Genomic DNA, 21139 nt, shown 5'->3' on the forward strand with positions numbered 1-21139 from the left:
AGAAATTAAGCATAGGATTTTGAGAATCCTATGCTTTTGGGGTTTTACTTACAATTAAGTTTCCCGAAGGGAGCGTGGCGCAGCCACTTTTTTTATTTTGTCTAAGGTTATGCTTAATAATAATGTGTATATTTGTTTTTATATTAAAAGAGATAATAAAAAAATTTAATGAATTACCAGTAAACAGGTCAATATATTCATTTAAACTCAATTACGCTTATATATTCTTCTAAAACTTTTTAGTTTCTACTCACCGCTAAAAGCTATTTAGAACCATATCTGCAGCAGATAGGATTCAAAATACAATAAATAATAAGACTCGCTTATGCGAGTCTTATTATTTATTTATTAGATTTATTATTTCATCTATTTTTTTAGCCCCAAAGTATACATCTTTATTATTTACTATTATAGCTGGTACGCTCATAAGTTTATATTTAGTTTTTATTTCATCAAAGTTTGCTAAATCCAACATTTCTGCCTCTACATTAGGATTTTCGATTGCTATTCTTTGAGCAGATGCAACGACATCTGGACAAAGATGACAAGAAAGTGAAACACATACCTTAAGATTGATTTTATTATTAATGTTTTTTATAGCCTTTAAATTTGTAGGATCAATTGCTTGACCAGGTCCTGATAAATTATATATAGCTAATATAAATGAATTTAATTCGTGACCACCAGGAACACCGTGGAATTTAACACCACTATAATTTCTATCTTTATCTAATAATCCTACTACTGGATATTTATCAGCATTTATTTTTTCTTCGATTGACTTAGTATTACCTTTTATATAAACTTCAGCTTTTAGTTTTTCACCTAAGTCAGCCATATCAAGAACTAAATCTCTAAGCTCAATTGACTTACTATTATTAGGATCTACTATAGTTATAAGAGTAACTTCATTTTGCATTTTTGATAATATAGAAGATAATTGGTTTCTTAAAGAATCATTTAATAAATGGCTTCTTCCTGATGAAGATGGCTTTAAAATTTCTTTTTTAGGTTCTTCTTTTTGGGGCAAAATTTTTTCTTTGGTAGGTTCATCAATTATCCCTAAACGTTCTTTTTCTTCCGCAATATATTTTTCAGCATCAGTAGCAGCAATAGCGCCATCAGCTACAGCAGTAACAACTTGTCTTAATGCTTTAGGTCTTAAGTCACCAGCTGCATATATACCATTAATATTAGTTTTCATATTATCATCAGTTAATATATATCCAAAGTTATCTAAATTAACAACATTTTTAAATATTGAAGTTTGAGGAACATATCCAGCAAAAATGAATATTCCAAAAGTTCCATCTTCCTTTGGTGGATGATATTCTGATTTTTCTCCAGTTACATTATTAATTAATTTAACTGAACGTAGTAAATCATCACCAACTGCCTCTATAACTTCAGTGTTAAATTTAACATGAATTTTAGGATGGGATTTAACCTTATCTCCAATAGTTTTTGCACAAGTAAATTCAGGTTCTCTAGCTATTATAGTAACTTTCTTAGCAAATCTAGTTAGATAAATAGCTTCTTCACAAGCAGCAAATCCAGCACCTATAACCAGAACTTCAAGCCCTTTAAAGAACTCACCATCACAAGTAGCACAGTAAGCTACACCTCTTCCTCCAAATTCTTCTTCACCAGGGAAACCAAGTTTTCTTGGACTAGCTCCTGTTGCTATAATAACACTTCTACTTTGGATTTCCCCTATATTAGTTTTTAAAATTTTTACTTCTCCTGAGAAATCTACATCAGTAACTTCAGCTCTTTGAAATTTAACACCAAAGTCTTCAGCTTGCATTCTCATTTCTTCCATTAGTTCATCTCCAGAAGTTTTTCTGAGAGCAGGGTAGTTTACTATTTCAGAGGTTTTAGTTATTTGTCCTCCTGGTTGCCCTTTTTCTAATATCAATGTATTTAACTTTGCCCTACCTGCATATATACTAGCAGAAAGTCCGGCTGGACCAGCCCCTATAACGACTAAATCATATATTTTATTATTCATATTAAAATCCTCCCTTTCAAAAAATATTTAAAACTTTTTTATAAAAAATCTTAAATATTTTTTGAAATAAAAGCGTGGCTCAATTAGCCACGCTTTAGTTAAAAGAATTATAGCTTGCCTACTAAATCTAAGCTTGGTACTAAAGTTTCAGCACCTGGAGTCCACTTAGCTGGGCATACTTGGTCACCATGTTCGGCCACGAATTGAGCAGCTTGAACTTTTCTTAATAATTCTTCTGCATTTCTTCCGATTCCTAAATCATGTACTTCATAAGCTTTAATTTCTCCTTCTGGATTAACAATGAAAGTTCCTCTTAAAGCTAAACCTTCTTCTTCAATCATGACTTCAAATCCTCTAGAAAGAGTTCCAGTTGGATCCCCTAACATTGGATATTGAATTTTAGCTATTGTTTCTGAAGCATCAGCCCATGCTTTGTGTACAAAATGAGTATCAGTAGATACTGAGTAAACTTCACATCCAATTTCTTGGAAGTTTTCATAGTTATCAGCTAAGTCACCTAATTCAGTTGGACAAACAAAAGTGAAGTCTGCTGGATAAAAGAAGAATACTCCCCACTTACCTTTAACATCTGAAGATGTTACTTCCTTAAAATCTCCGTTATGATATGCTTGAACTTTAAATTCTGGTATTTGTTTTCCGATTAAAGACATAATCTAAATCCTCCTAAAAATATATTTTTGCTTTGATAATTATTATCAATTACTTATGTATTAATAATAATTATTAATTAGTAATTTGTCAACATATTTTAGTAAAAAATAATTATTATTAGTTAATAAAATTATATTTACCTATATATAGGCAAATTAAATTTTATATGATAAAATAGATAATAATTATTAAATAATAAAGGAGATTGAAATATGAGTATGATTTTTATAGAATATCCAAAGTGTACAACATGTATAAAGGCAAAAAAATTCTTAAAAGAAAACAATGTAGAATTCATTGATAGACATATAGTAGAAGATAATCCTAGCAAAGAAGAGTTATTAAAGTGGATGGATATGAGTAGTTTAGAAACTAAAAAGTTTTTTAATACTTCAGGAAAACTATATAAAGAAATGAATTTAAAAGATAAGGTTAAGAACATTACAAAGGAAGAAGCTGCAGAGTTATTATCAACAAATGGTATGTTAGTAAAGAGACCTATTCTTATAAAGGGTGATAAGGTGCTTGTTGGTTTTAAGGAAGATTTATATAGGGAAATGCTATAGGTGAAAATATGCTAATGATTTTATCTCCAGCCAAAACTATAAATACAAAGATTAATAATATAGAAACTCCTAATAAGAAATGGGCTTTTGAAGAGGATACTAAAGAGTTAGTTTCTATACTAAAGGAATTTTCATTAGATGAATTATGTTCATTAATGAAAATATCAGATAAATTAGGAATATTGAATTATGATAGATATAGAAATTTTTATAATGAAGATACTAAAGAATATACAGCTATTCTTGCCTTTAAAGGGGAAGCCTATAGAGGTATAGGTGCAGAAGATTTCTCAGAAGAAGATTTTATTCATTCCAATAGTGTACTAAGAATACTATCAGGATTATATGGGGTTATTGAACCGTTAGATAGAATTAAAGAATATAGATTAGAAATGGGTACAAAGCTTAGAAATAATAGGGGCAATGATCTTTATGAATTCTGGGGAGATAAGGTTACTGTTAAGATTATGGAAGCAATAGATGCATCACCAGGAGACAAGGTACTAGTAAACTTAGCTTCAAAAGAATATAGTAGTGTTTTGAATATGTCTATGATAAATGAAAAATATAGAATAGTAGATATTAATTTTTTAGAGTATAAAGATGGAAAACATAAGATGGTTAGCATGTATGCAAAAAAGGCAAGAGGAATGATGGCCAGATATATTATTCAAAATAAAATTAATACAGTAGAAGAAGTTAAAGATTTTGATTTAGATGGATATACTTATAATGAGGTTTTATCTAAAGAAAATGAATTAGTATTTACTAGATAGAGAGGTGAAGATATGAGCAGACCTTGTATAATTATTTGTAACTTTAATGATAAAGAAGTAAAGCTTTTAAAAACCTATGGAAGTATGATGGGACTTAAGGATCAGATAAGAGTTAACTGGACCAATGGAAATACTTTAATAAAAGATATTTTAGAAGATAATATTTCTTCAGAATGTGAAGAAGAAATAAGAGATAGAGCAATTATCTTTAATGATTTACCTAACATGAAGGTAAGTATGTTTATAGATAATATGAAAAAAATGAGAATTGCTCCTGCTATGAAGGCTATTGTAACAGACACATCAATAAATTGGACTTTATCTCATTTATTAAAGAACCTTATAGAAGAAAGAAAGGCTGAAAGGCAAGGAAGAGAAGCAAAACACGTAGAGGAATAGTAAGATATAGGACTAGTTTGAAATTATAATAATTTTTAACTAGTCCTTTTTCTTCACATTATGAATTTATTATGGCATCTATAGTTATTTGCATTTTTTCTTCTAAGTTTTTATCTTCTAATAATACAGTAGATATTAAATCTAAAAGATACATAGTAGAAAACTGAGAGTTTATAAACTTATGTCTACCTATGAAACGAGTATTATAAACTTTTAATATTATATCCGAATAGACTGTTACTGAACTTTCAGCAAAGCTTGTTATACAAGCAGTTTTAGCACCATTTCTTTTAGAAACCTTTAAAGCATTTACAACCTCTTTTGTTTCACCTGATATAGATAATCCTATAACAAGGTCTTCTGAGGATGCTATTGAACTATTAATAATCATCATATGAGAGTCTGAGATACAATGTATATTAAAGCCCATTCTTATTAATCTTTGCATCATTTCAGTAGCTGTTAAACCAGAGCTACCAACTCCATAAAGATATATTTTATTAGCCTTTTTTATTTCTTCAACTATATTAAATATAGCAGATTTATCTATAATTGAATTTGTTCTTTCAATTACTTCATTGTAATGGCTATAGACACTTGAAAAGATATTATCACTATCAATAGGTTCGCTATCATTAGTAATTAAATTAATCTGCATTTTCATTTCAACAAAGCTATCGCAGCCAATTTTTTTAGAAAATCTAGTAATAGTAGCACCAGAAGTGCCTATTATTTTAGCTAATTCTGTTATATTTATATTTTTAATCATCTCAGGTTGATTTAAGATATAATCAGCAATAGCTTTTTCTTTATCTGAAAAGTTATTATATTTTTGTTGTATCTCGCATATAATGTTCAATTAAAAACCTCCATAATACAGTGATATATTTAATGATACCATAATTCTTTTTTTTATAAAATAAGAGATAGGGACTTAATAGTCTCTATCTCTTTGTTATGAGTATTCTATAATGCTTTTTGAATTTCTTCACTAAATTTCTTTGCTATAAGTTGGGGTCTAGTAATAGCTCCACCAACGACTACTGAATAAGCACCCATTGCTAAGGCTTTTCTAGCTTTTTCAGGAGTATCAAAATTACCCTCTGCTATAACTGGAACCTTACAGTTCTCAATTAGTGTAGAAAGAACTTGGAAGTTATTCATACCCTTAGATTGTTCAGTATATCCAATTAATGTTGTTCCTACAAAATGGAAGCCTAATTTTTCGGCTCTTAAACCTTCTTCAACAGTTGAAATATCAGCCATAAATTTTTGGCTTGGATACTTAGCTATAACTTCTTTAAGGAAATTTTCATCTTGATTTATAGTTGCATCTAAAGCTACTACATCTATACCTTCTTTGACTAAAGCATCAACTTCCTTCATTGTAGGAGTAATATATGGAATCATATTATCATAATCCTGTTTTATTATTCCGATGATTGGTAGATCAACTTCTGCTTTTATTGCTTGAATATCGGTTATAGTGTTAGCACGTATACCAATTGCTCCACCTTCTTTAGCTGCTAAAGCCATTCTACCCATTATGAAGGAGCTATGTAGTGGTTCATTTGGTAGTGCTTGACATGATACGATTAATCCTTTGTTCATTACTTTCACTCCTTATAAATTATTCTTTATCGATTATTTCATTAATTTTTTGTTTTAGAGGATCTGCTTTTGCTCCAAATATAGCTTGGATTCCACCTTTAACTTCAAGGACAGCAGTAGCCCCTAGAGCTTTTATCTTATCTTTATCTACTTTACTTACATCTTTTACGGCTACTCTTAATCTTGTAATACAAGCATCAACATCATCTAAGTTTTCTTTTCCACCTAGTGCAGCTAAGATTTCAGCAGCAGTTTCGCTCATAGAATCTTTAGTAATAACTTTAACTTCCTCACCGTCGGATTCTCTACCTGGAGTAGGAACATTGAATTTAGTTATTAAGAATCTAAATGTTACGTAGTATAATACGGCCCATGCAATACCTATTAATATTACATAAATCCAGTTTGTTTTTTCGTTACCTTGTAATACGCCAAATAGTGAGAAGTCAATTAATCCACCAGAGAATGTATTACCAATTGATACATTTAATATATCTGATAAGAAGAATGATAATCCATCGAAGAAAGCATGCACTACATATAGCCAAGGAGCTACGAATAAGAACATGAATTCAATTGGTTCTGTAATACCAGTTACAAATGATGTAATTGCAGCACCTAAGAATAAACCAGCAACAGCCTTTCTCTTATTCTTTGGAACACAATGATACATTGCTAAACAAGCAGCTGGTAGACCAAACATCATTGTTGCAAAACGTCCAGCAAAGAATCTAGTACCTTCAGTAAATAAACCTACGTGATTTGGGTCAGCTAACTCAGCAAAGAATATGTTTTGTGCACCAGTTACAGTTTGTCCAGCAACTTGAGCAACTCCACCTAATTCTGTATACCAGAATAATGGGTAAATCATGTGATGTAATCCAACAGCACCAGTTAATCTTAATAGGAATCCATAAAGGAAAGTTCCTATAGGACCTAAGTTAGCAATACCATTTCCAGCGCTAACTAACCAACCTTGGAAAGTAGGCCAGATTAGGAAGAAGATTGCACCAACACCAATGGCTGCAAATGAAGAAACTATTGGAACAAATCTTGATCCACCAAAGAATCCTAATACTGCAGGTAATTGAATGTTATGATATCTATTATGTAGATATGCAACTAATGAACCTATAACTATGGAACCAACAACCCCTGTATCGATTGATTCAACAGCAGGGTTGAAAGCACCAATCATTCCTTTAATAGAGGCATTCATTACAAGGAATGCAACAGCACCAGCTAGTGCGGCAGTACCTTTATCTTTCTTAGCAAGTCCAACTGAAAGACCAATACACATTATAAGTGCTAAGTTACCGAATACTACGTCTCCAGCAGATGACATTATTTTAAATATACCTTGTAACCAAGGAATATCTAAGAACGGATAAGCTTGTACAGTGTTAGGATTTGATAGTGCACCACCAATTCCAAGTAATAAACCAGCTGCAGGTAATATTGCAATTGGCAACATAAATGATTTTCCGATTTTTTGAAGTTGTTTAAACATAACATCCTCCTTTATTTTATAAAAATTTTTTCGTGATTTCAATATCTGTAAAAATATTTTTCGCTGAATATGTTTACAATATACCATGAAATTATTTTCGTTGCAATAGGAAAAGTGAAAAAAATTTTGAAAAGAATTCCTTCAATGTGATTTTTATTATTAGCTACATTTTTGATAAATATACAAATATGTTTAATCTTAAAAAAACTTGATTTCTTTATAAGAAACCAAGCTTTTAATTATGCCATATATTTTTTTCTTTTAAATTTATTAGCTTTTTGATCTATAATTAATTTTTCTAATAATGGGCTATCTGACAAGTTGGTGCTTGTAGGCTCATCAATAGGAAAATGTATGGTAGATAAATCGCTACTTGTTCTTTTTGAACTAAGTTAGTTCCATTGTTTAAGTTTTTAATCATATCTATAATTTTTTGAAAATCATCATCTGTTATAGATGTAACTGCATTATCTTTAAGTCCAGAATAATTACTTTGAGTTTCTCCAGTGTATTTCAAATTTGTTCCTGTCCCTTCAGCTTTGTATAAATTTCCATGGTCATAGCCATAATTTCTTTCTAGATAAGACTCTTGTAACCCTTCAATAGCCAGATATAGACCATAGTTATTATCATTAATAGTTATATTGGAGAAAGAGTTTTTTGGTGTAGTAACTCCCATAAACTCAAACAAGTCATAGGATAGGTATTCTTTTAAACTCTTTTAGTGGATTAGATAACATGTTTTGCCAGTTCTCGTCAGATATATTAATTTTAATATCAGCAACTTTTGTATTATCGAAAAGTAAGGTTGAATATTAGGCAGAACTTGCATTTGACACTTCCTTTCTAGTCTTATAAAGGATGTATCATTATTATAGAAACGTATTCTAAATTTTTCACGCTTATTGAATCCGTTGATTTTTTCCATTAAAACTTTGTCATAAAGATTATCAAAATATAAACTTCTTATTTTATATCTACCATTAGAAGTGCTAGAGGTATCGATTGATGCAATATGTTTTAATCTATTTCTTATTTGCAAGTAGTCTGAATAATTAATAAAGTGTTTAATTTCATGTCTATATTTTGGAGTGTTCATTTAATTCACCTCCTTTTCTTATGAAGAAATTATATAGTTTAAAGCTTAAATAAAACTTAAAATATTTCTGAAAACTTTGTAGAATAATGTTGACAGGCTATAAATGAGATGATAATATAATAAATATAAAACGTATACACGGATTGTTACTGGTAATGCAGGCAAAACCTATTTCATAATATTTTTTGTTATGGGATGGTTTTGTCTTTTTATGTTTTTGAAGAGTGGAGGTTAGCTAATGAAGATTGAAAAAATACTTAATAATAATGTTGTAGTCTCAATTAATGACAAAGGACAAGAAGTAATTGTCATGGGACGAGGCCTTGCTTTTCAAAAGAAGATTGGAGCAGAAATAAATGAAGGTAATATCGAAAAGATATTTACAATAACTAATAAGGATATTACTGATAAGTTCCAGCAATTACTACAAGAGATTCCAAGTGAATACATGTTGTTATCTGAAAAAATAATTACTTACGCTAAGACAGAACTAGGTAAGAAGTTAAATGAAAGCATATTTATTTCATTAACTGACCATATAAATAGTACAATTGATAGATATAAAAATGGTATTCAATTAAAAAATGCTTTATTATGGGATATAAAAAGACTTTATAAGGATGAGTTTTGTATTGGTGTTGAAGCATTAAAAATGATAAAGGAAGATTTAAATATAGAGCTTCCTGAAGATGAGGCTGCATTTATAGCCCTTCACATAGTTAATGCAGAATTGAATGAAGAAATGCCAAACCTTATGAATATGACTAAGGTTATGCAAGAAATTTTAAACATAGTTAAATATCATTATAGAATAGATTTTGATGAAGAATCATTAAGTTATTACAGATTCATAACTCACTTAAAATTCTTTGCACAAAGATTATTTAATGGGAAGACCTATACTGATAAGGATGATGAAATCTATGATATGATCAAGATTAAATATCCTATTGCATATGAATGTGTAAAGAAAGTAGAAAAATTTATAAAAGAAAAGTATACATATGATTTAACTAAAGAAGAAAAATTATATCTAATGATTCACATACAACGTGTGACAGAAATTAAATAATTAACAGGATTGTTACTGGAACGGCAGGCAAAACCTAAATTATTCTTAGAGCATATATTTCACCCTTTTTGCTCTAGGATTAGTTTAGGTTTTTCTTTTAGCTAAGTACAGACAATATATATTTTTAGGATTGTTACTGGTAAAGCAGGCAAAACCTTCATTATTAATAATTTAAATAAATGGAGGAAAGAAAATTATGAATTACGCAGAATTAGCAAAACAAATTCTAGAGAAAGTTGGAGGAAAAGAAAATGTTGCATTCTTAACTCACTGTGCAACAAGATTAAGATTTAACTTAAAAGATGACACTAAAGCAGATATGGATGCTTTAAAGAAAACAAAAGGCGTTATGGGAGTTGTAAATAAGGGTGGACAATTCCAAGTTATTATAGGAAGTGACGTAGCAAGTGTTTATAAGCCACTTACTGAGCTAGGAAACTTCGCAGATGGAAATGATAATAAAAATGATGAGGAAAAGAAAGGTAAATTAGTACAAGTGTTTGATACAATAGCAGGTATTTTTACACCAATTATACCAGCAATTACTGGTGCAGGTATGATTAAATGTGTATTAGCACTACTAGTATCATTTAATTTAATAGATACATCATCACAAACATATTATATTTTAAACTTTATGGGAGATGCAGCATTCTACTTCTTACCATTCTTGCTTGCAAATTCAGCAGCTAAGAAGTTTAAGTGCAATGCATATTTAGCAATGACAATAGCAGGGGTATTATTACACCCTAACTTTGCAGCATTAAAAACAGCTGGTGATCCAGTTTCATTCTTAGGATTACCAGTAACTTTAGCAGGATATTCTTCATCAGTTATTCCAATAATTCTTGGAGTATGGTTTATGTCGTTTGTAGAACCAATAGCTGATAAAGTATCACCAAAGGTAGTTAAATTCTTTACAAAGCCACTTATTACAATTTTAGTTACAGCACCAGTATTACTTATAGTTTTAGGACCTTTAGGAACTATTTTAGGTGATGGTATAGCAAGTGCAATAGCATTCTTAGATTCATATGCAAGTTGGTTAGTTCCATTTGTTGTTGGTACATTCTCACCATTATTAGTTATGACAGGAATGCATTATGGATTAATTCCAATAGGAATTAATAATGTTGCTACAGCAGGATTTGATACAGTAGTAGGACCTGGTATGTTAGCTTCTAACATAGCTCAAGGTGGAGCAGCATTATGTGTTGCATTAAAATCAAAGAACAAAGACTTAAAGCAATTAGCAGGATCATCAGGACTTACAGCAGTTTGTGGTATTACAGAGCCAGCAATGTATGGTGTTAACTTAGCATTAAAGAAACCTTTATATGCAGCTATGATAGGTGGAGGAGTTTCAGGTTTATACCTTGGAATTACAGGAGTAGGTAGATTCGTTACAGGTTCTCCAGGATTACTAGCATTACCAGGATATATTGGTGGAGAAGGATCAGCTAATATAGTAAATGCATGTATAGGTGCAGTAATTGCTTTTGTAGTTTCTTTCATAGCAGCATGGATTATAGGATTTGATGACCCAGTAGAAGAAGGAAAAGAAGAGATAGCAGCAACAGAAACTGTAGATAGATTAGTAGAAAAAGTTGAAATAGCATGTCCGGTTAACGGAGAAGTTATTGATTTAGATAAAGTAGAAGATGAAACATTTGCATCAGGAATTATGGGGAAGGGTGTTGCAATTATACCTGTTGATGGGAAAGTAGTTTCACCTATAAATGGAACAGTTCAAACAATATTTAAAACTAAGCATGCAATAGGATTATTATCAGATGAAGGTGTAGAAGTATTAATTCATATAGGTATGGATACAGTTCAGTTAAATGGGGAGCATTTCACAGCTCACGTTAAAGATGGAGATAGAGTAAAGGTTGGAGATTTATTAGTAGATGTAGACTTAGAAGCTGTAAGAGCAAAAGGATATGAAACAGTAACTCCAGTTATAATAACAAATTCAGATAAATATTTAGACATAGTAGGGAAATGTGATGAAAAGGCTAAGGTAGGAGAAACAGTAATCACAATTCTATAAGTAGTAAGGAGATTAATCATGAAAAATATAATTCCAGAAAATTTCTTATGGGGTGGCGCTATAGCAGCTAACCAATGTGAAGGAGCTTATCTTGAAGACGGAAAGGGTATGTCACCGGTAGATATTCTACCGGGAGGTGCCTTAAGAAAGGAAGCTTTAGCAGATGCTAAAAAAGCTATGGAGAAGGATTATGGATATTATCCATCCCATGTATCAATAGATTTTTATCACAGATATAAAGAGGATATAAAGCTATTTAAGGAGATGGGGTTTAAGTGTTTAAGAACTTCAATATCTTGGGCTAGAGTATTCCCAAATGGAGATGATCAAGCTCCAAATGAAGAAGGATTAAAGTTCTATGATTCATTAATAGATGAGTTAATAGCTAATGATATTGAACCAGTTATTACTATTAATCATTTTGATACACCATTAGAATTAACAAAGAAATATGGTGGGTGGAAGAACAGAAAGCTAATTGATTTCTACTTAAATTACTGTAATGTTATATTTAACCGTTATAAAGGTAAAGTTAAGTATTGGATGACATTCAATGAAATAAACATGATTCTTCATATACCTTCTTTTGGTGGAGGACTTATATTTGAAGAAGGAGAAAATGTAAATCAAATTAAGTATCAAGGAGCACATCATCAATTAGTAGCAAGTGCTTTAGCAACTAAGCTAGGTCATGAAATAGATCCAGAAAATAAAATAGGGTGTATGCTTGCAGCAGGACAAATATATCCATATACTTGTAATCCGGAAGATATTCTAGAAGCTCAAGCTAGAAATAGAGATAACTATTTCTTTATTGATGTACAAGCAAGAGGTAAATATCCATCTTATGCCAATAGAATGTTTGAAGAAATGGGATTCAATATAGAAATTACTGAAGAAGAAAAGAAGATATTAGCTGAAAATACAGTAGATTATGTAGCTTTTAGTTATTATTCAAGTAGATTAAGAAGTGCAGATCCAGTTGTTATGAGTCAAAAGCTTACAGGAAATGCCTTTAAGAGTTTACCAAACCCATACCTAAAGCAATCAGAATGGGGATGGACAATAGATCCAGTTGGATTAAGAATTACAATGAATGAATTATATGATAGATATCAAAAACCATTATTCATTGTTGAAAATGGACTAGGCGCTGTGGACAAAGTTGAAGAAGATGGTTCAATAAATGATGACTATCGTATTGAATATTTAAGAAAACATATTGAGCAAATGAAAGAAGGAATCAAAGATGGAGTTGAACTTATCGGGTACACTCCTTGGGGATGTATTGATTTAGTAAGTGCATCTACTGGTGAAATGAGCAAAAGATATGGTTTCATATATGTTGATAAAGATGACAATGGAAATGGTACATTAGAAAGAACAAAGAAAAAGAGTTTTGATTGGTACAAAAAGGTTATATCAAGTAACGGAGAGAATCTTGAGTAATTGTTTAAGGAATGAAGAATAGAAATAGGCTTACACTTGTAAGCCTATTTTTAACATTTAGGAAAGTATAAATCAAAGGTATTATTACATTTTTATATTAAAAAATATAAAATAAAGGATAGTAATTTTATAATTTCCTTACCTTAAGTAAGAAGGGAATAAATATCTATGGACTGTGCGACGGAACAAGCAAAATAAATATCCACCCCATATTTTTTCTTTATAATAGGTTGATATTGTTAAATGTAGGTTAATATATATAAGTTATGTTAAAAATAGTGATATAATTGTTAAAAAAATAATATTTTGGAGGGAGTTATGGGATTTTTAAAGGAGTTTATTTATGGAGTGATAATAAGTATATCTCAAATAGTACCTGGTATTAGCGGTGGGTCTATTGCGATGATCTTAGGTATATACGATAAGTTAATACATGCAGTAAATAATATAGTTAAAGACTTTAAAAATCAATATAAGATTTTATTTAGAGTAGGACTTGGGGCAATAGTAGGAATAATTTTATTTAGTAATATATTTAAAACTTTATTGGAGAGATATCCTATTCCATTGGGATATATGTTTATAGGAATTATTTTAGGTGGAGCTCCATTAATGTTTAGAAAAGCTACTGCAAAGAAGTCATTTAGTCAAAGGTCTTTAGTGTATTTAGTTATTGGATTTGTAATTGTGCTACTTATGTCAGGAGATTATAATGGATATTCAGATGCTATAGTTAGTTTAACACCATTTATATTTATGTGGTTGTTTGTTGGAGGAGTAGTTATAGCTATAGCACTAATACTACCAGGAATAAGTGGGTCATTTATGTTATTAATTTTAGGGTTATATAATACGGTAATAACAGCAATAACTGATTTTAATATTCCAATACTTATACCTATTGCCTTAGGAGGAATAGTTGGAACAGTTTTAAGTGCAAGATTAATAGAGATGCTATTAAATAGATATCCTGAACAAACTTATATGATAATTTTTGGATTTATTTTAGGTTCTGTCTTTGGAGTATTTCCAGGCTTTGATGGAATAAATAGTTTAATAGGAATTGCTCTTGGAATAATTGGTTTTATAGTAACAAGTTATATATCTAAAGAAGAATAGGAAGGATAATAGAAATAATAAAGATAATAATTATGAAGAAGAAACATTACTAAAGTTGGTGTTTCTTCTTTGATTTTATGGAGAAGTATGAAAAGTTTAAATTTTAGTTGAGCTCTATGAAAATTTATAAGTTCTAAGAAATAAGAAGAGGGAATTTCATTAATGCTTTATTAGATTATTTATATATTTATATGAACTTAAAAATATATAAATATACAAATATATAAATATATAGGAAAATTGTGTGATGAGTTGTATATAAGATAGATGCTCCTATCAGTATTATTTTCCAAAGGAAAATATAGAAGAGATTTGATGAAAACTACATAGCTTTTCTGAACTTAAAACTAGAAAAAGAAATATTAGTAATAAATAAGAATAAAAAAATATATATTTTATTAATAACATGATAACATGGAAAAATTAGAAAAGTGTTTTGTACCAATGGTAGTTGTGGTATAATATTCACGTTAATTAAGGAAAGCGGGGGATAAGCTAATGAAACATATTAAGACTATTAACAAGACTAACATCAAAAACAGCTTATGCAAACCAGGTTGTAAGGAGTGCGCTAACTCATGTCAATCTGCTTGTAAGACTTCTTGCACAGTTGCAAACTTAGAGTGCGAAAACTAATCATCAGAAGCAGTAACTTTAGTACAGAAGTTACTGCTTCTTTACTAAGAGTTTGGAGGAAAAATAAATGTCATTAATTCATAAATTTGAACAAGGTGGAAACTACTTTATACTAGATGTTAATACAGGTGCTGTTCACGTGGTGGACGAGCTTGTTTATGACATATTAGATGATTCAAATCTAAAGTCAAAGGAAGAAGTATTAACTAATCTAAAAGGAAAGTACGAAGAAAGTGTTATTGGAGAAGCATACGATGAAATAGAGGAACTAGTTAAAGAAGGAATCCTTTATTCTGAAGATCAATATGAAGAAATAGCTCATGGATCAATGGATGATAGAGACTACATAAAGGCTGTTTGTTTAAACATAATTCATGGATGTAACTTAAGATGTAAGTATTGTTTTGCTGATGAGGGGGAATACCATGGACACAAAGGTGTTATGGATATAGACACAGCAAAGAAGGCCATAGATTATGTTGTTAAAAGAAGTGGTCCAAGAAGAAATATTGAAATAGATCTATTTGGTGGGGAGCCAACTATGATTATGGATACTATAAAAGAAATCATTGCTTATGCTAGAGAGCATGAAAAGGAGTGGAAGAAGAACATTAGATTTACTATGACTACTAATGCTACTCTTTTAAATGATGAAATGATGGAATTCATGGATAAGGAAATGGGTAATATAATCCTTTCTTTAGATGGAAGAAAAGAAGTAAATGATAATGTAAGAATTAAGGTTGATGGAAGCGGTTCTTATGATGATATACTTCCTAACATAAAGAAGATGATTGATAAGAGAACAGAAGGAAAGATGTACTTTGTAAGAGGAACATTTACTAGAGCAAATACTGATTTTTATGAAGATGTTAAAGCTATGGTAAATGAAGGCTTTAGAGAAATATCAATAGAACCAGTTGTTCTTGAAAATGGACATCCATTAGCTTTAAGAGAAGAAGACCTTCCAACTATATTTGATAACTATGATAAGTTATATGAAGAAATGAGAAGAAGAAAGGTAGAGGGAGACGAGTTTAAATTCTACCACTTTAATATAGACCTACAAGGTGGACCATGTGTCTATAAGAGAATTTCAGGTTGTGGAGCAGGATTTGAATATGTTGCAATAACACCACAAGGTGAAGTTTACCCATGTCACCAATTTGTAGGTAAAGAAGAGTACAAGTTAGGAAGCATTTGGGATGATACTTATGATGCTGAATTAGGTAAGAAGTTTAAGAAGGCTCATATCTACAATAAACCAAAATGTAAGGATTGTTGGGCAAGATTCTACTGTAGTGGTGGATGCCAAGCTAACAATGTAAACTTTAATGGAGATATGAATATTCCATATGAAATAGGTTGTAAAATGCAAAAGAAGAGAATTGAATGTGCAATAGCTTTAAAAGCTGAAGAATTACAATCTTAGGAGAAAAGTTTATGAAGGAATTCATCTTAGATAATGGAATGAAATTAATTTATGAGAATAGACCTTCAATGTTAACCTCAGTTTCTATTGGTTTAGAAGCTGGGGCTTCTGTTGAGGAGGGGCTTTTAGGTTTAGCACATGCTACAGAACATATGATATTTAAGGGCACTAAAACTAGAAGCGAAAAAACAATAAATGAAGAGTTAAGTAAAATATTTGGATTTTCTAATGCTATGACAAATTTTCCTTATGTAATTTATTATGGAACTTTATTAGGAGAAGATTTATATAAGGGGTTAGATATTTTTAGTGATATTTTACTAAACCCAAGTTTTCCAATAGAGGGATTTAAGGAAGAGATGGATTCAATCAAGGAAGAATTAAATGAATGGGATGAGGAGCTACAACAATTTTGTGAGGATAAGCTTCTCATCCATTCTTTTAATAAAAATAGATTGAAGTACCCTATAATAGGAAGAATGGAAGATTTAAATAAAATTACTTTAGAGGATATTAAAGATTTCTACAAAAGATATTATTCTCCTAAAAATGCGATAATAAGTATAGTATCAGATCTAACTTTTGAAGAAGTAAAAGAAAAAGTTGAAAGATACTTTGGAGATTGGCAGGGGGAAGAAATAGAAGTACAAGCTTCTATTGAAATTCCTAGACTAGGAGAATATATAGACTTTAGAGAAGGGATAAACTCCTGTAGAGTAGAGATTATTTTTACTATAAGTAATTTAACTCATGAAGAAATTAAGTCTTTTAGAATATTTAATGAATTCTTTGGAGAAGGAATGAACTCTATACTTTTTGATACCTTAAGAACTAAAAATGGGCTAGTTTATGATGTTATAACAACAATATCAAATGAAAAGCATATAGGACTTTATAAAATAGAGTTTAGTACATCTAAAGAAAAGTTAGATAAATCACTAACTTTAGTAAAAGAGGCTTTTAATAATGTAGAGAAATATGAGAAAGATTTCACTAAGGAGAAAATAGAGGAACTCTATAAGAGTATAAAGTTAAAGAAATTATTTAAAGAAGAACAAAGCATTAGATTAGCAAACAGCATGACTACTTATGCCATAATGTTTAAAGATACTAATATTTTCACAGATATATTAGAAGGAATAGAAAAATTAACATCCAAAGAAATAATTCATGTAGCTAAAAAGGTTTTGAAAAATCCTTCTATAGAAATTATTATGCCAAGGGGGATTTATGAATAAAGAATTGCCATTATTACAAGCATTAATAGATTATCATAAAGAAGAAAACACTATTTTTTCTATGCCAGGAAATAAGTGTGGTCTTGCTTTTTCTAGAGATGAAATAGGGAGTTACCTAAGAGAAAATTTAGGAAGATTAGATATAACTGAAGTAGATCCATTAGATAATCTTCACCATCCAGAAGGAGTAATTAAAGAGTCACAAGAACTGTTAGCAAAGTACTATGGAGTTAAAAAAGCATATTTTTTAGTAAATGGAAGTTCAAGCGGAAATTTATCTTCAATATTTGCTACCTTTAATGAAGGTGATGAAGTATTGGTAGAAAGAAACTGCCATAAATCAGTTTATAATGGACTGATATTAAGAAAACTGAAGGTAAGATATATTGAACCGGTGGTCTTTGGTGATGGGGGATTATTCTTACCTCCAGATAAGAATAATATATATTCTGCTCTTCAAAAGTGTGACAATCCTAAGGGAATTATCTTAACTTATCCTAATTACTTTGGAATATCTTATGATATGGAAGAGATAATTAAAGACTTAAAGAAAAGAGGATTAAAGATAATTATTGATGAAGCTCATGGAGCACATTATGGAGTTTGTGAAAACTTACCTAAAAATATTGCACCCATTGCAGATTATACTGTAGTAAGTGCTCATAAGACTTTACCAGCATTAACAGGAGGTGCTTACCTATTAGTTAATGATGAAAATGATAATATTGATTTCTATATAAGTGCATTTATGACTACATCACCTTCTTATTTAATAATGGCATCTTTAGACTATGCAAGATTTTACTTAAGTAAATATGGAGAAGAGGATTATAGAAGCTTAATTAACAAGGCTGAAAAAGGAAAGAAGAAAGTTAATGAATTATGTAAGGTAAGAGTTCTTTCAAAGGAAGAGTTACCTAAAGGGTATGATATAGATTTAAGTAGATACGTATTGGTTTTACCTAAAGGATATAGTGGTGGTAAACTTCAAGACTATTTAAGAAGTAAGAAAATACAATGCGAAATGAGCTTTTTCTCTGGAGTAGTATTACTTCTATCACCTGTTAATGTCGATAGTGGTTTAGAAAAGCTTTATAAAGCTTTAGAAGAATTAGATATGGATTTAATTAAGAATGAGGAAAAGTCTATAAAGTTCAATTACGTTATTCCTGAAAAAGGAATGGAACCTTATGAGGTGTTTAATCACAAAGGAGAATTGGTTAAGCTTGATTATGCAAATGGGAAAATTATTAAGGAAGCTATTGTACCTTATCCACCTGGTATACCACTAGTTTCTAGTGGGGAGAAGATTACCCAGGAAATAATTGAAGAAATAAAGGGATATTTGAATGAAGGAATAAGTATTTTAGGAGTTCATGGGGATAAAGTTTTAGTTGTTAATAAATAGATTAATATAACAAAAATATAACTTTACATATAGTAAAATATAGTGCTCTAGAATAAAAAATAGGAGGAGTTATATGAGTAAATTTCAATGGGAGATAATCAACAAGTCAATTAAGAAGGTCAATGAGGATATTGCCTATGCAGATGAAAACATGGCATGGGTATTAGATGGAGCTACAGGATTAACAGATAAAAAATTAACTTCATTTGAAAGTGATGCAAGATGGTTTGTAAATGAATGGGATAAATATTTAAAATATAATTTAAATGATAAATGTAAAACTATAAGAGATATAGTTTTAGAAGGGATAGGAATAATTAGGAATAAATTTTATAAAGAGAGTGGCTTAGAGTATATAGAAGAAATAAAAAGGCCATCAGCATCTATATCAATAGTTAGAAAAAATGAAGATATAATTGAATACTTTATGCTTGGAGATTGTACACTTCTAATAAAGGATGTGGATAATAATGTAACTAAGATTAAAGATACATCATTAGAGAAGTTTGATAATAGGGCTATAAGTGAAATGCTTAAGGTAAGAGATGAAAAAAATATAAGTTGGGTAGAAGCAAGGAAGATTATTAATCCAATTTTAATAGAAAATAGATTGTTGAAAAATACTCAAGATGGGTATTGGATATTAGAGTTTAATGAAGAGGCTGTTAATCATTGTATTGAAGGAAAGTTCTTAGATAAGGAAATTAAAAACTTAGCTCTAATGAGTGATGGTTTTGCTGCAATAGTTGATACTTATAAGTATTTTAATGAAGGCCAATTAATAGAAAGATTAATAGAGTTTGGAAGTGAAAAAACTTATAAGTTAATAAGAGAAGTTGAAGAAGATGATAAGGATATATTAAAGTATCCTAGATTAAAAAAGGGTGATGACTGCACTATAGTTTTTATAAAATAATATTTTAAAGCACCAATCATAATGATTAGTGCTTTTTCCTTACCATTAGTACGGGTGGGGGATATTTGTTTTGATGTGACTTGGAGCTTGCCACGGAACAAGCAAAATAAATATCCGCTACCCCTTTTTTAATAACAAAAACATCTCTTTTTTGAAGTAAGAAAAGATAAGAACTTTTCTTCTGCATCAGATAAACAATAATTTTTTCTTACAACAATGTTATAGTTAAAGTCTGTATTAAAGTCTTTTATATTAATCTTCTTTAAAGATCCTGTTCTAAGCTCATGAGTAATTGATAGTTCAGGCATAAAAGCAAATCCTCTACCTGATATAACCGATGATTTTATAGCTTCCGATGAATTTAATGAAAGTAATACATTTAAGTTATTAGTTGAAATGTTCTTCTCACTTAATGACTTTTTTAATATTGCTAATGTTCCAGAGCCATCTTCTCTTAAAATTATAGGTAGTGTTGTTAGTTCATCTATAGTAATATTCTTAAGCTCTGACTTATTACTTCCTACTAAAATAAGTTTGTCTGATATTATCTTTTCTGTAACTACATTGTCAGGAATATTATCTAATTCATGTATTATACCTAAATTTGTATCATGGTTAAGTAGCTTTTTTAATATATTTTCAGAGTTATCTATATCCATTGAAACATTTATATTAAAGTAAATTTCTTTGAAGGTATAAATGCTACAAGGAAGTATTTGTTCCCCAAGACTACTACAAGCTGAAAGAAATAGTCTAGATTTCTTTTCCTTTAGGTTTTTAAGTTTTTTATCCAAATTATGTTGCAATGAAAGCATTGATTCTGCAAATTCAAAGACAACTTGTCCTTCCTCCGTAAGAGAAACACCCTTATTACTTCTTATTAATAGTTTTTCTCCAATTTCATTCTCAAAGTTTTGCAATTGCATACTTAATCCAGGTTGTGTTAAATGTAGTTCTTTTGCTGCTTTTGAAATACTATTACATTTAACCGTTGTATAGAACGATTGCATATAGGATAAATTCATATATACTCCTCCACCCTTTTCTTTTAGTATTTATCAACATAATTATATCATTAATTTTAATTAAATTTATTATATATAATAAATTATTATTGTGCATAAGGGATTCTTATTATGCAAGGGGAAACTTGAATGATAATATAGAGATAA

At 29.9% G+C, this 21139-nt stretch carries 18 protein-coding genes and 2 pseudogenes; 12 read left to right on the forward strand and 8 right to left on the reverse strand.

Annotation, left to right across the window (positions count from 1 at the left end; genetic code table 11):
* Positions 1–337: 337 nt before the first annotated feature.
* Both KIB46_RS00005 and ahpC read right to left on the reverse strand, forming a co-directional pair.
* A complete protein-coding gene (locus KIB46_RS00005) occupies positions 338–2011 on the reverse strand; it encodes an FAD-dependent oxidoreductase (protein ID WP_291669807.1) in 1674 nt (557 codons plus the stop codon).
* A 107-nt stretch (positions 2012–2118) separates the two neighbouring features.
* Positions 2119–2682 carry an alkyl hydroperoxide reductase subunit C gene (gene ahpC, locus KIB46_RS00010; protein ID WP_156559522.1) on the reverse strand — a complete coding sequence of 188 codons (564 nt, stop codon included), beginning with the start codon at positions 2680–2682 and terminating at the stop codon, positions 2119–2121.
* Between the two features lie 213 nt (positions 2683–2895).
* On the opposite strand from ahpC, the gene KIB46_RS00015 reads away from it, so the two are divergent.
* From KIB46_RS00015 to KIB46_RS00025, 3 genes are read left to right on the forward strand one after another with little or no spacing between them, the layout of a single operon-like run.
* Positions 2896–3249, forward strand: a complete 354-nt coding sequence (locus KIB46_RS00015) for an arsenate reductase family protein (protein ID WP_291669812.1) — start codon at positions 2896–2898, stop codon at positions 3247–3249.
* An 8-nt stretch (positions 3250–3257) separates the two neighbouring features.
* A complete protein-coding gene (gene yaaA / locus KIB46_RS00020) occupies positions 3258–4025 on the forward strand; it encodes a peroxide stress protein YaaA (protein WP_291669814.1) in 768 nt (255 codons plus the stop codon).
* Positions 4026–4037: 12 nt separating this feature from the next.
* The gene (locus tag KIB46_RS00025) at positions 4038–4424 is read left to right on the forward strand and encodes a DUF3783 domain-containing protein (RefSeq protein WP_291669816.1); all 387 of its coding nucleotides are present in this window, start codon (positions 4038–4040) and stop codon (positions 4422–4424) included.
* A 58-nt stretch (positions 4425–4482) separates the two neighbouring features.
* On the opposite strand, the gene KIB46_RS00030 is transcribed toward KIB46_RS00025, so the two are convergent.
* The 5 genes and pseudogenes from KIB46_RS00030 to KIB46_RS00050 form a co-directional block, all read right to left on the reverse strand.
* Complete coding sequence (locus KIB46_RS00030) at positions 4483–5283, reverse strand: MurR/RpiR family transcriptional regulator (protein WP_156559530.1); 801 nt, start codon at positions 5281–5283, stop codon at positions 4483–4485.
* Between the two features lie 107 nt (positions 5284–5390).
* Positions 5391–6035, reverse strand: a complete 645-nt coding sequence (locus KIB46_RS00035) for an N-acetylmannosamine-6-phosphate 2-epimerase (RefSeq protein WP_291669818.1) — start codon at positions 6033–6035, stop codon at positions 5391–5393.
* Positions 6036–6054: 19 nt separating this feature from the next.
* The gene (locus KIB46_RS00040; protein WP_156559534.1) at positions 6055–7545 is read right to left on the reverse strand and encodes a PTS transporter subunit EIIC; all 1491 of its coding nucleotides are present in this window, start codon (positions 7543–7545) and stop codon (positions 6055–6057) included.
* Positions 7546–7843: 298 nt separating this feature from the next.
* Positions 7844–8248, reverse strand: a pseudogene (locus KIB46_RS00045) (CotH kinase family protein); the annotation flags it as partial.
* A gap of 126 nt (positions 8249–8374) precedes the next feature.
* Positions 8375–8644, reverse strand: a pseudogene (locus KIB46_RS00050) (VTC domain-containing protein); the annotation flags it as partial.
* A 238-nt stretch (positions 8645–8882) separates the two neighbouring features.
* Between KIB46_RS00050 and licT the strand changes: the two are divergent.
* The 9 genes from licT to KIB46_RS00095 all read left to right on the forward strand — a co-directional run bounded on the left by licT (position 8883) and on the right by KIB46_RS00095 (position 19967).
* Positions 8883–9716, forward strand: a complete 834-nt coding sequence (gene licT, locus KIB46_RS00055) for a BglG family transcription antiterminator LicT (protein ID WP_156559540.1) — start codon at positions 8883–8885, stop codon at positions 9714–9716.
* A gap of 196 nt (positions 9717–9912) precedes the next feature.
* On the forward strand, positions 9913–11769 hold the full coding sequence (locus KIB46_RS00060) for a beta-glucoside-specific PTS transporter subunit IIABC (protein WP_156559542.1): 1857 nt from the start codon (positions 9913–9915) through the stop codon (positions 11767–11769).
* Between the two features lie 18 nt (positions 11770–11787).
* Positions 11788–13218 carry a 6-phospho-beta-glucosidase gene (locus KIB46_RS00065; protein ID WP_291669823.1) on the forward strand — a complete coding sequence of 477 codons (1431 nt, stop codon included), beginning with the start codon at positions 11788–11790 and terminating at the stop codon, positions 13216–13218.
* A 318-nt stretch (positions 13219–13536) separates the two neighbouring features.
* The gene (locus KIB46_RS00070) at positions 13537–14337 is read left to right on the forward strand and encodes a DUF368 domain-containing protein (protein ID WP_156559547.1); all 801 of its coding nucleotides are present in this window, start codon (positions 13537–13539) and stop codon (positions 14335–14337) included.
* Positions 14338–14835: 498 nt separating this feature from the next.
* Positions 14836–14973, forward strand: coding sequence for a six-cysteine ranthipeptide SCIFF (gene scfA, locus KIB46_RS00075; RefSeq protein WP_003371542.1), 138 nt, complete (start codon positions 14836–14838; stop codon positions 14971–14973).
* Positions 14974–15040: 67 nt separating this feature from the next.
* Complete coding sequence (gene scfB / locus KIB46_RS00080; protein WP_291669826.1) at positions 15041–16405, forward strand: thioether cross-link-forming SCIFF peptide maturase; 1365 nt, start codon at positions 15041–15043, stop codon at positions 16403–16405.
* A gap of 11 nt (positions 16406–16416) precedes the next feature.
* On the forward strand, positions 16417–17643 hold the full coding sequence (locus tag KIB46_RS00085; RefSeq protein WP_291669828.1) for a pitrilysin family protein: 1227 nt from the start codon (positions 16417–16419) through the stop codon (positions 17641–17643).
* Positions 17636–19051 carry an aminotransferase class I/II-fold pyridoxal phosphate-dependent enzyme gene (locus tag KIB46_RS00090; RefSeq protein WP_291669830.1) on the forward strand — a complete coding sequence of 472 codons (1416 nt, stop codon included), beginning with the start codon at positions 17636–17638 and terminating at the stop codon, positions 19049–19051. Before KIB46_RS00085 ends, KIB46_RS00090 begins: the two co-directional genes overlap by 8 nt.
* Positions 19052–19124: 73 nt before the next feature.
* Complete coding sequence (locus tag KIB46_RS00095) at positions 19125–19967, forward strand: protein phosphatase 2C domain-containing protein (protein WP_291669832.1); 843 nt, start codon at positions 19125–19127, stop codon at positions 19965–19967.
* 128 nt (positions 19968–20095) lie between these two features.
* Here KIB46_RS00095 and KIB46_RS00100 read toward each other — a convergent pair whose 3' ends face one another.
* Positions 20096–20992, reverse strand: coding sequence for a LysR family transcriptional regulator (locus KIB46_RS00100; RefSeq protein ID WP_156559556.1), 897 nt, complete (start codon positions 20990–20992; stop codon positions 20096–20098).
* Positions 20993–21139: the final 147 nt, after the last annotated feature.

It is taken from the genome of Clostridium sp., assembly GCF_018372875.1.
Lineage (GTDB): Bacteria > Bacillota > Clostridia > Clostridiales > Clostridiaceae > Clostridium.

Coding starts and splice junctions, on each gene's coding strand:
- KIB46_RS00005 (WP_291669807.1), bottom strand. CDS start 2,011: ATGAATAATAAAATATATGATTTAGTCGTTATAGGGGCTGGTCCAGCC.
- ahpC (WP_156559522.1), bottom strand. CDS start 2,682: ATGTCTTTAATCGGAAAACAAATACCAGAATTTAAAGTTCAAGCATAT.
- KIB46_RS00015 (WP_291669812.1), top strand. CDS start 2,896: ATGAGTATGATTTTTATAGAATATCCAAAGTGTACAACATGTATAAAG.
- yaaA (WP_291669814.1), top strand. CDS start 3,258: ATGCTAATGATTTTATCTCCAGCCAAAACTATAAATACAAAGATTAAT.
- KIB46_RS00025 (WP_291669816.1), top strand. CDS start 4,038: ATGAGCAGACCTTGTATAATTATTTGTAACTTTAATGATAAAGAAGTA.
- KIB46_RS00035 (WP_291669818.1), bottom strand. CDS start 6,035: ATGAACAAAGGATTAATCGTATCATGTCAAGCACTACCAAATGAACCA.
- KIB46_RS00040 (WP_156559534.1), bottom strand. CDS start 7,545: ATGTTTAAACAACTTCAAAAAATCGGAAAATCATTTATGTTGCCAATT.
- licT (WP_156559540.1), top strand. CDS start 8,883: ATGAAGATTGAAAAAATACTTAATAATAATGTTGTAGTCTCAATTAAT.
- KIB46_RS00060 (WP_156559542.1), top strand. CDS start 9,913: ATGAATTACGCAGAATTAGCAAAACAAATTCTAGAGAAAGTTGGAGGA.
- KIB46_RS00065 (WP_291669823.1), top strand. CDS start 11,788: ATGAAAAATATAATTCCAGAAAATTTCTTATGGGGTGGCGCTATAGCA.
- KIB46_RS00070 (WP_156559547.1), top strand. CDS start 13,537: ATGGGATTTTTAAAGGAGTTTATTTATGGAGTGATAATAAGTATATCT.
- scfA (WP_003371542.1), top strand. CDS start 14,836: ATGAAACATATTAAGACTATTAACAAGACTAACATCAAAAACAGCTTA.
- scfB (WP_291669826.1), top strand. CDS start 15,041: ATGTCATTAATTCATAAATTTGAACAAGGTGGAAACTACTTTATACTA.
- KIB46_RS00085 (WP_291669828.1), top strand. CDS start 16,417: ATGAAGGAATTCATCTTAGATAATGGAATGAAATTAATTTATGAGAAT.
- KIB46_RS00090 (WP_291669830.1), top strand. CDS start 17,636: ATGAATAAAGAATTGCCATTATTACAAGCATTAATAGATTATCATAAA.
- KIB46_RS00095 (WP_291669832.1), top strand. CDS start 19,125: ATGAGTAAATTTCAATGGGAGATAATCAACAAGTCAATTAAGAAGGTC.
- KIB46_RS00100 (WP_156559556.1), bottom strand. CDS start 20,992: ATGAATTTATCCTATATGCAATCGTTCTATACAACGGTTAAATGTAAT.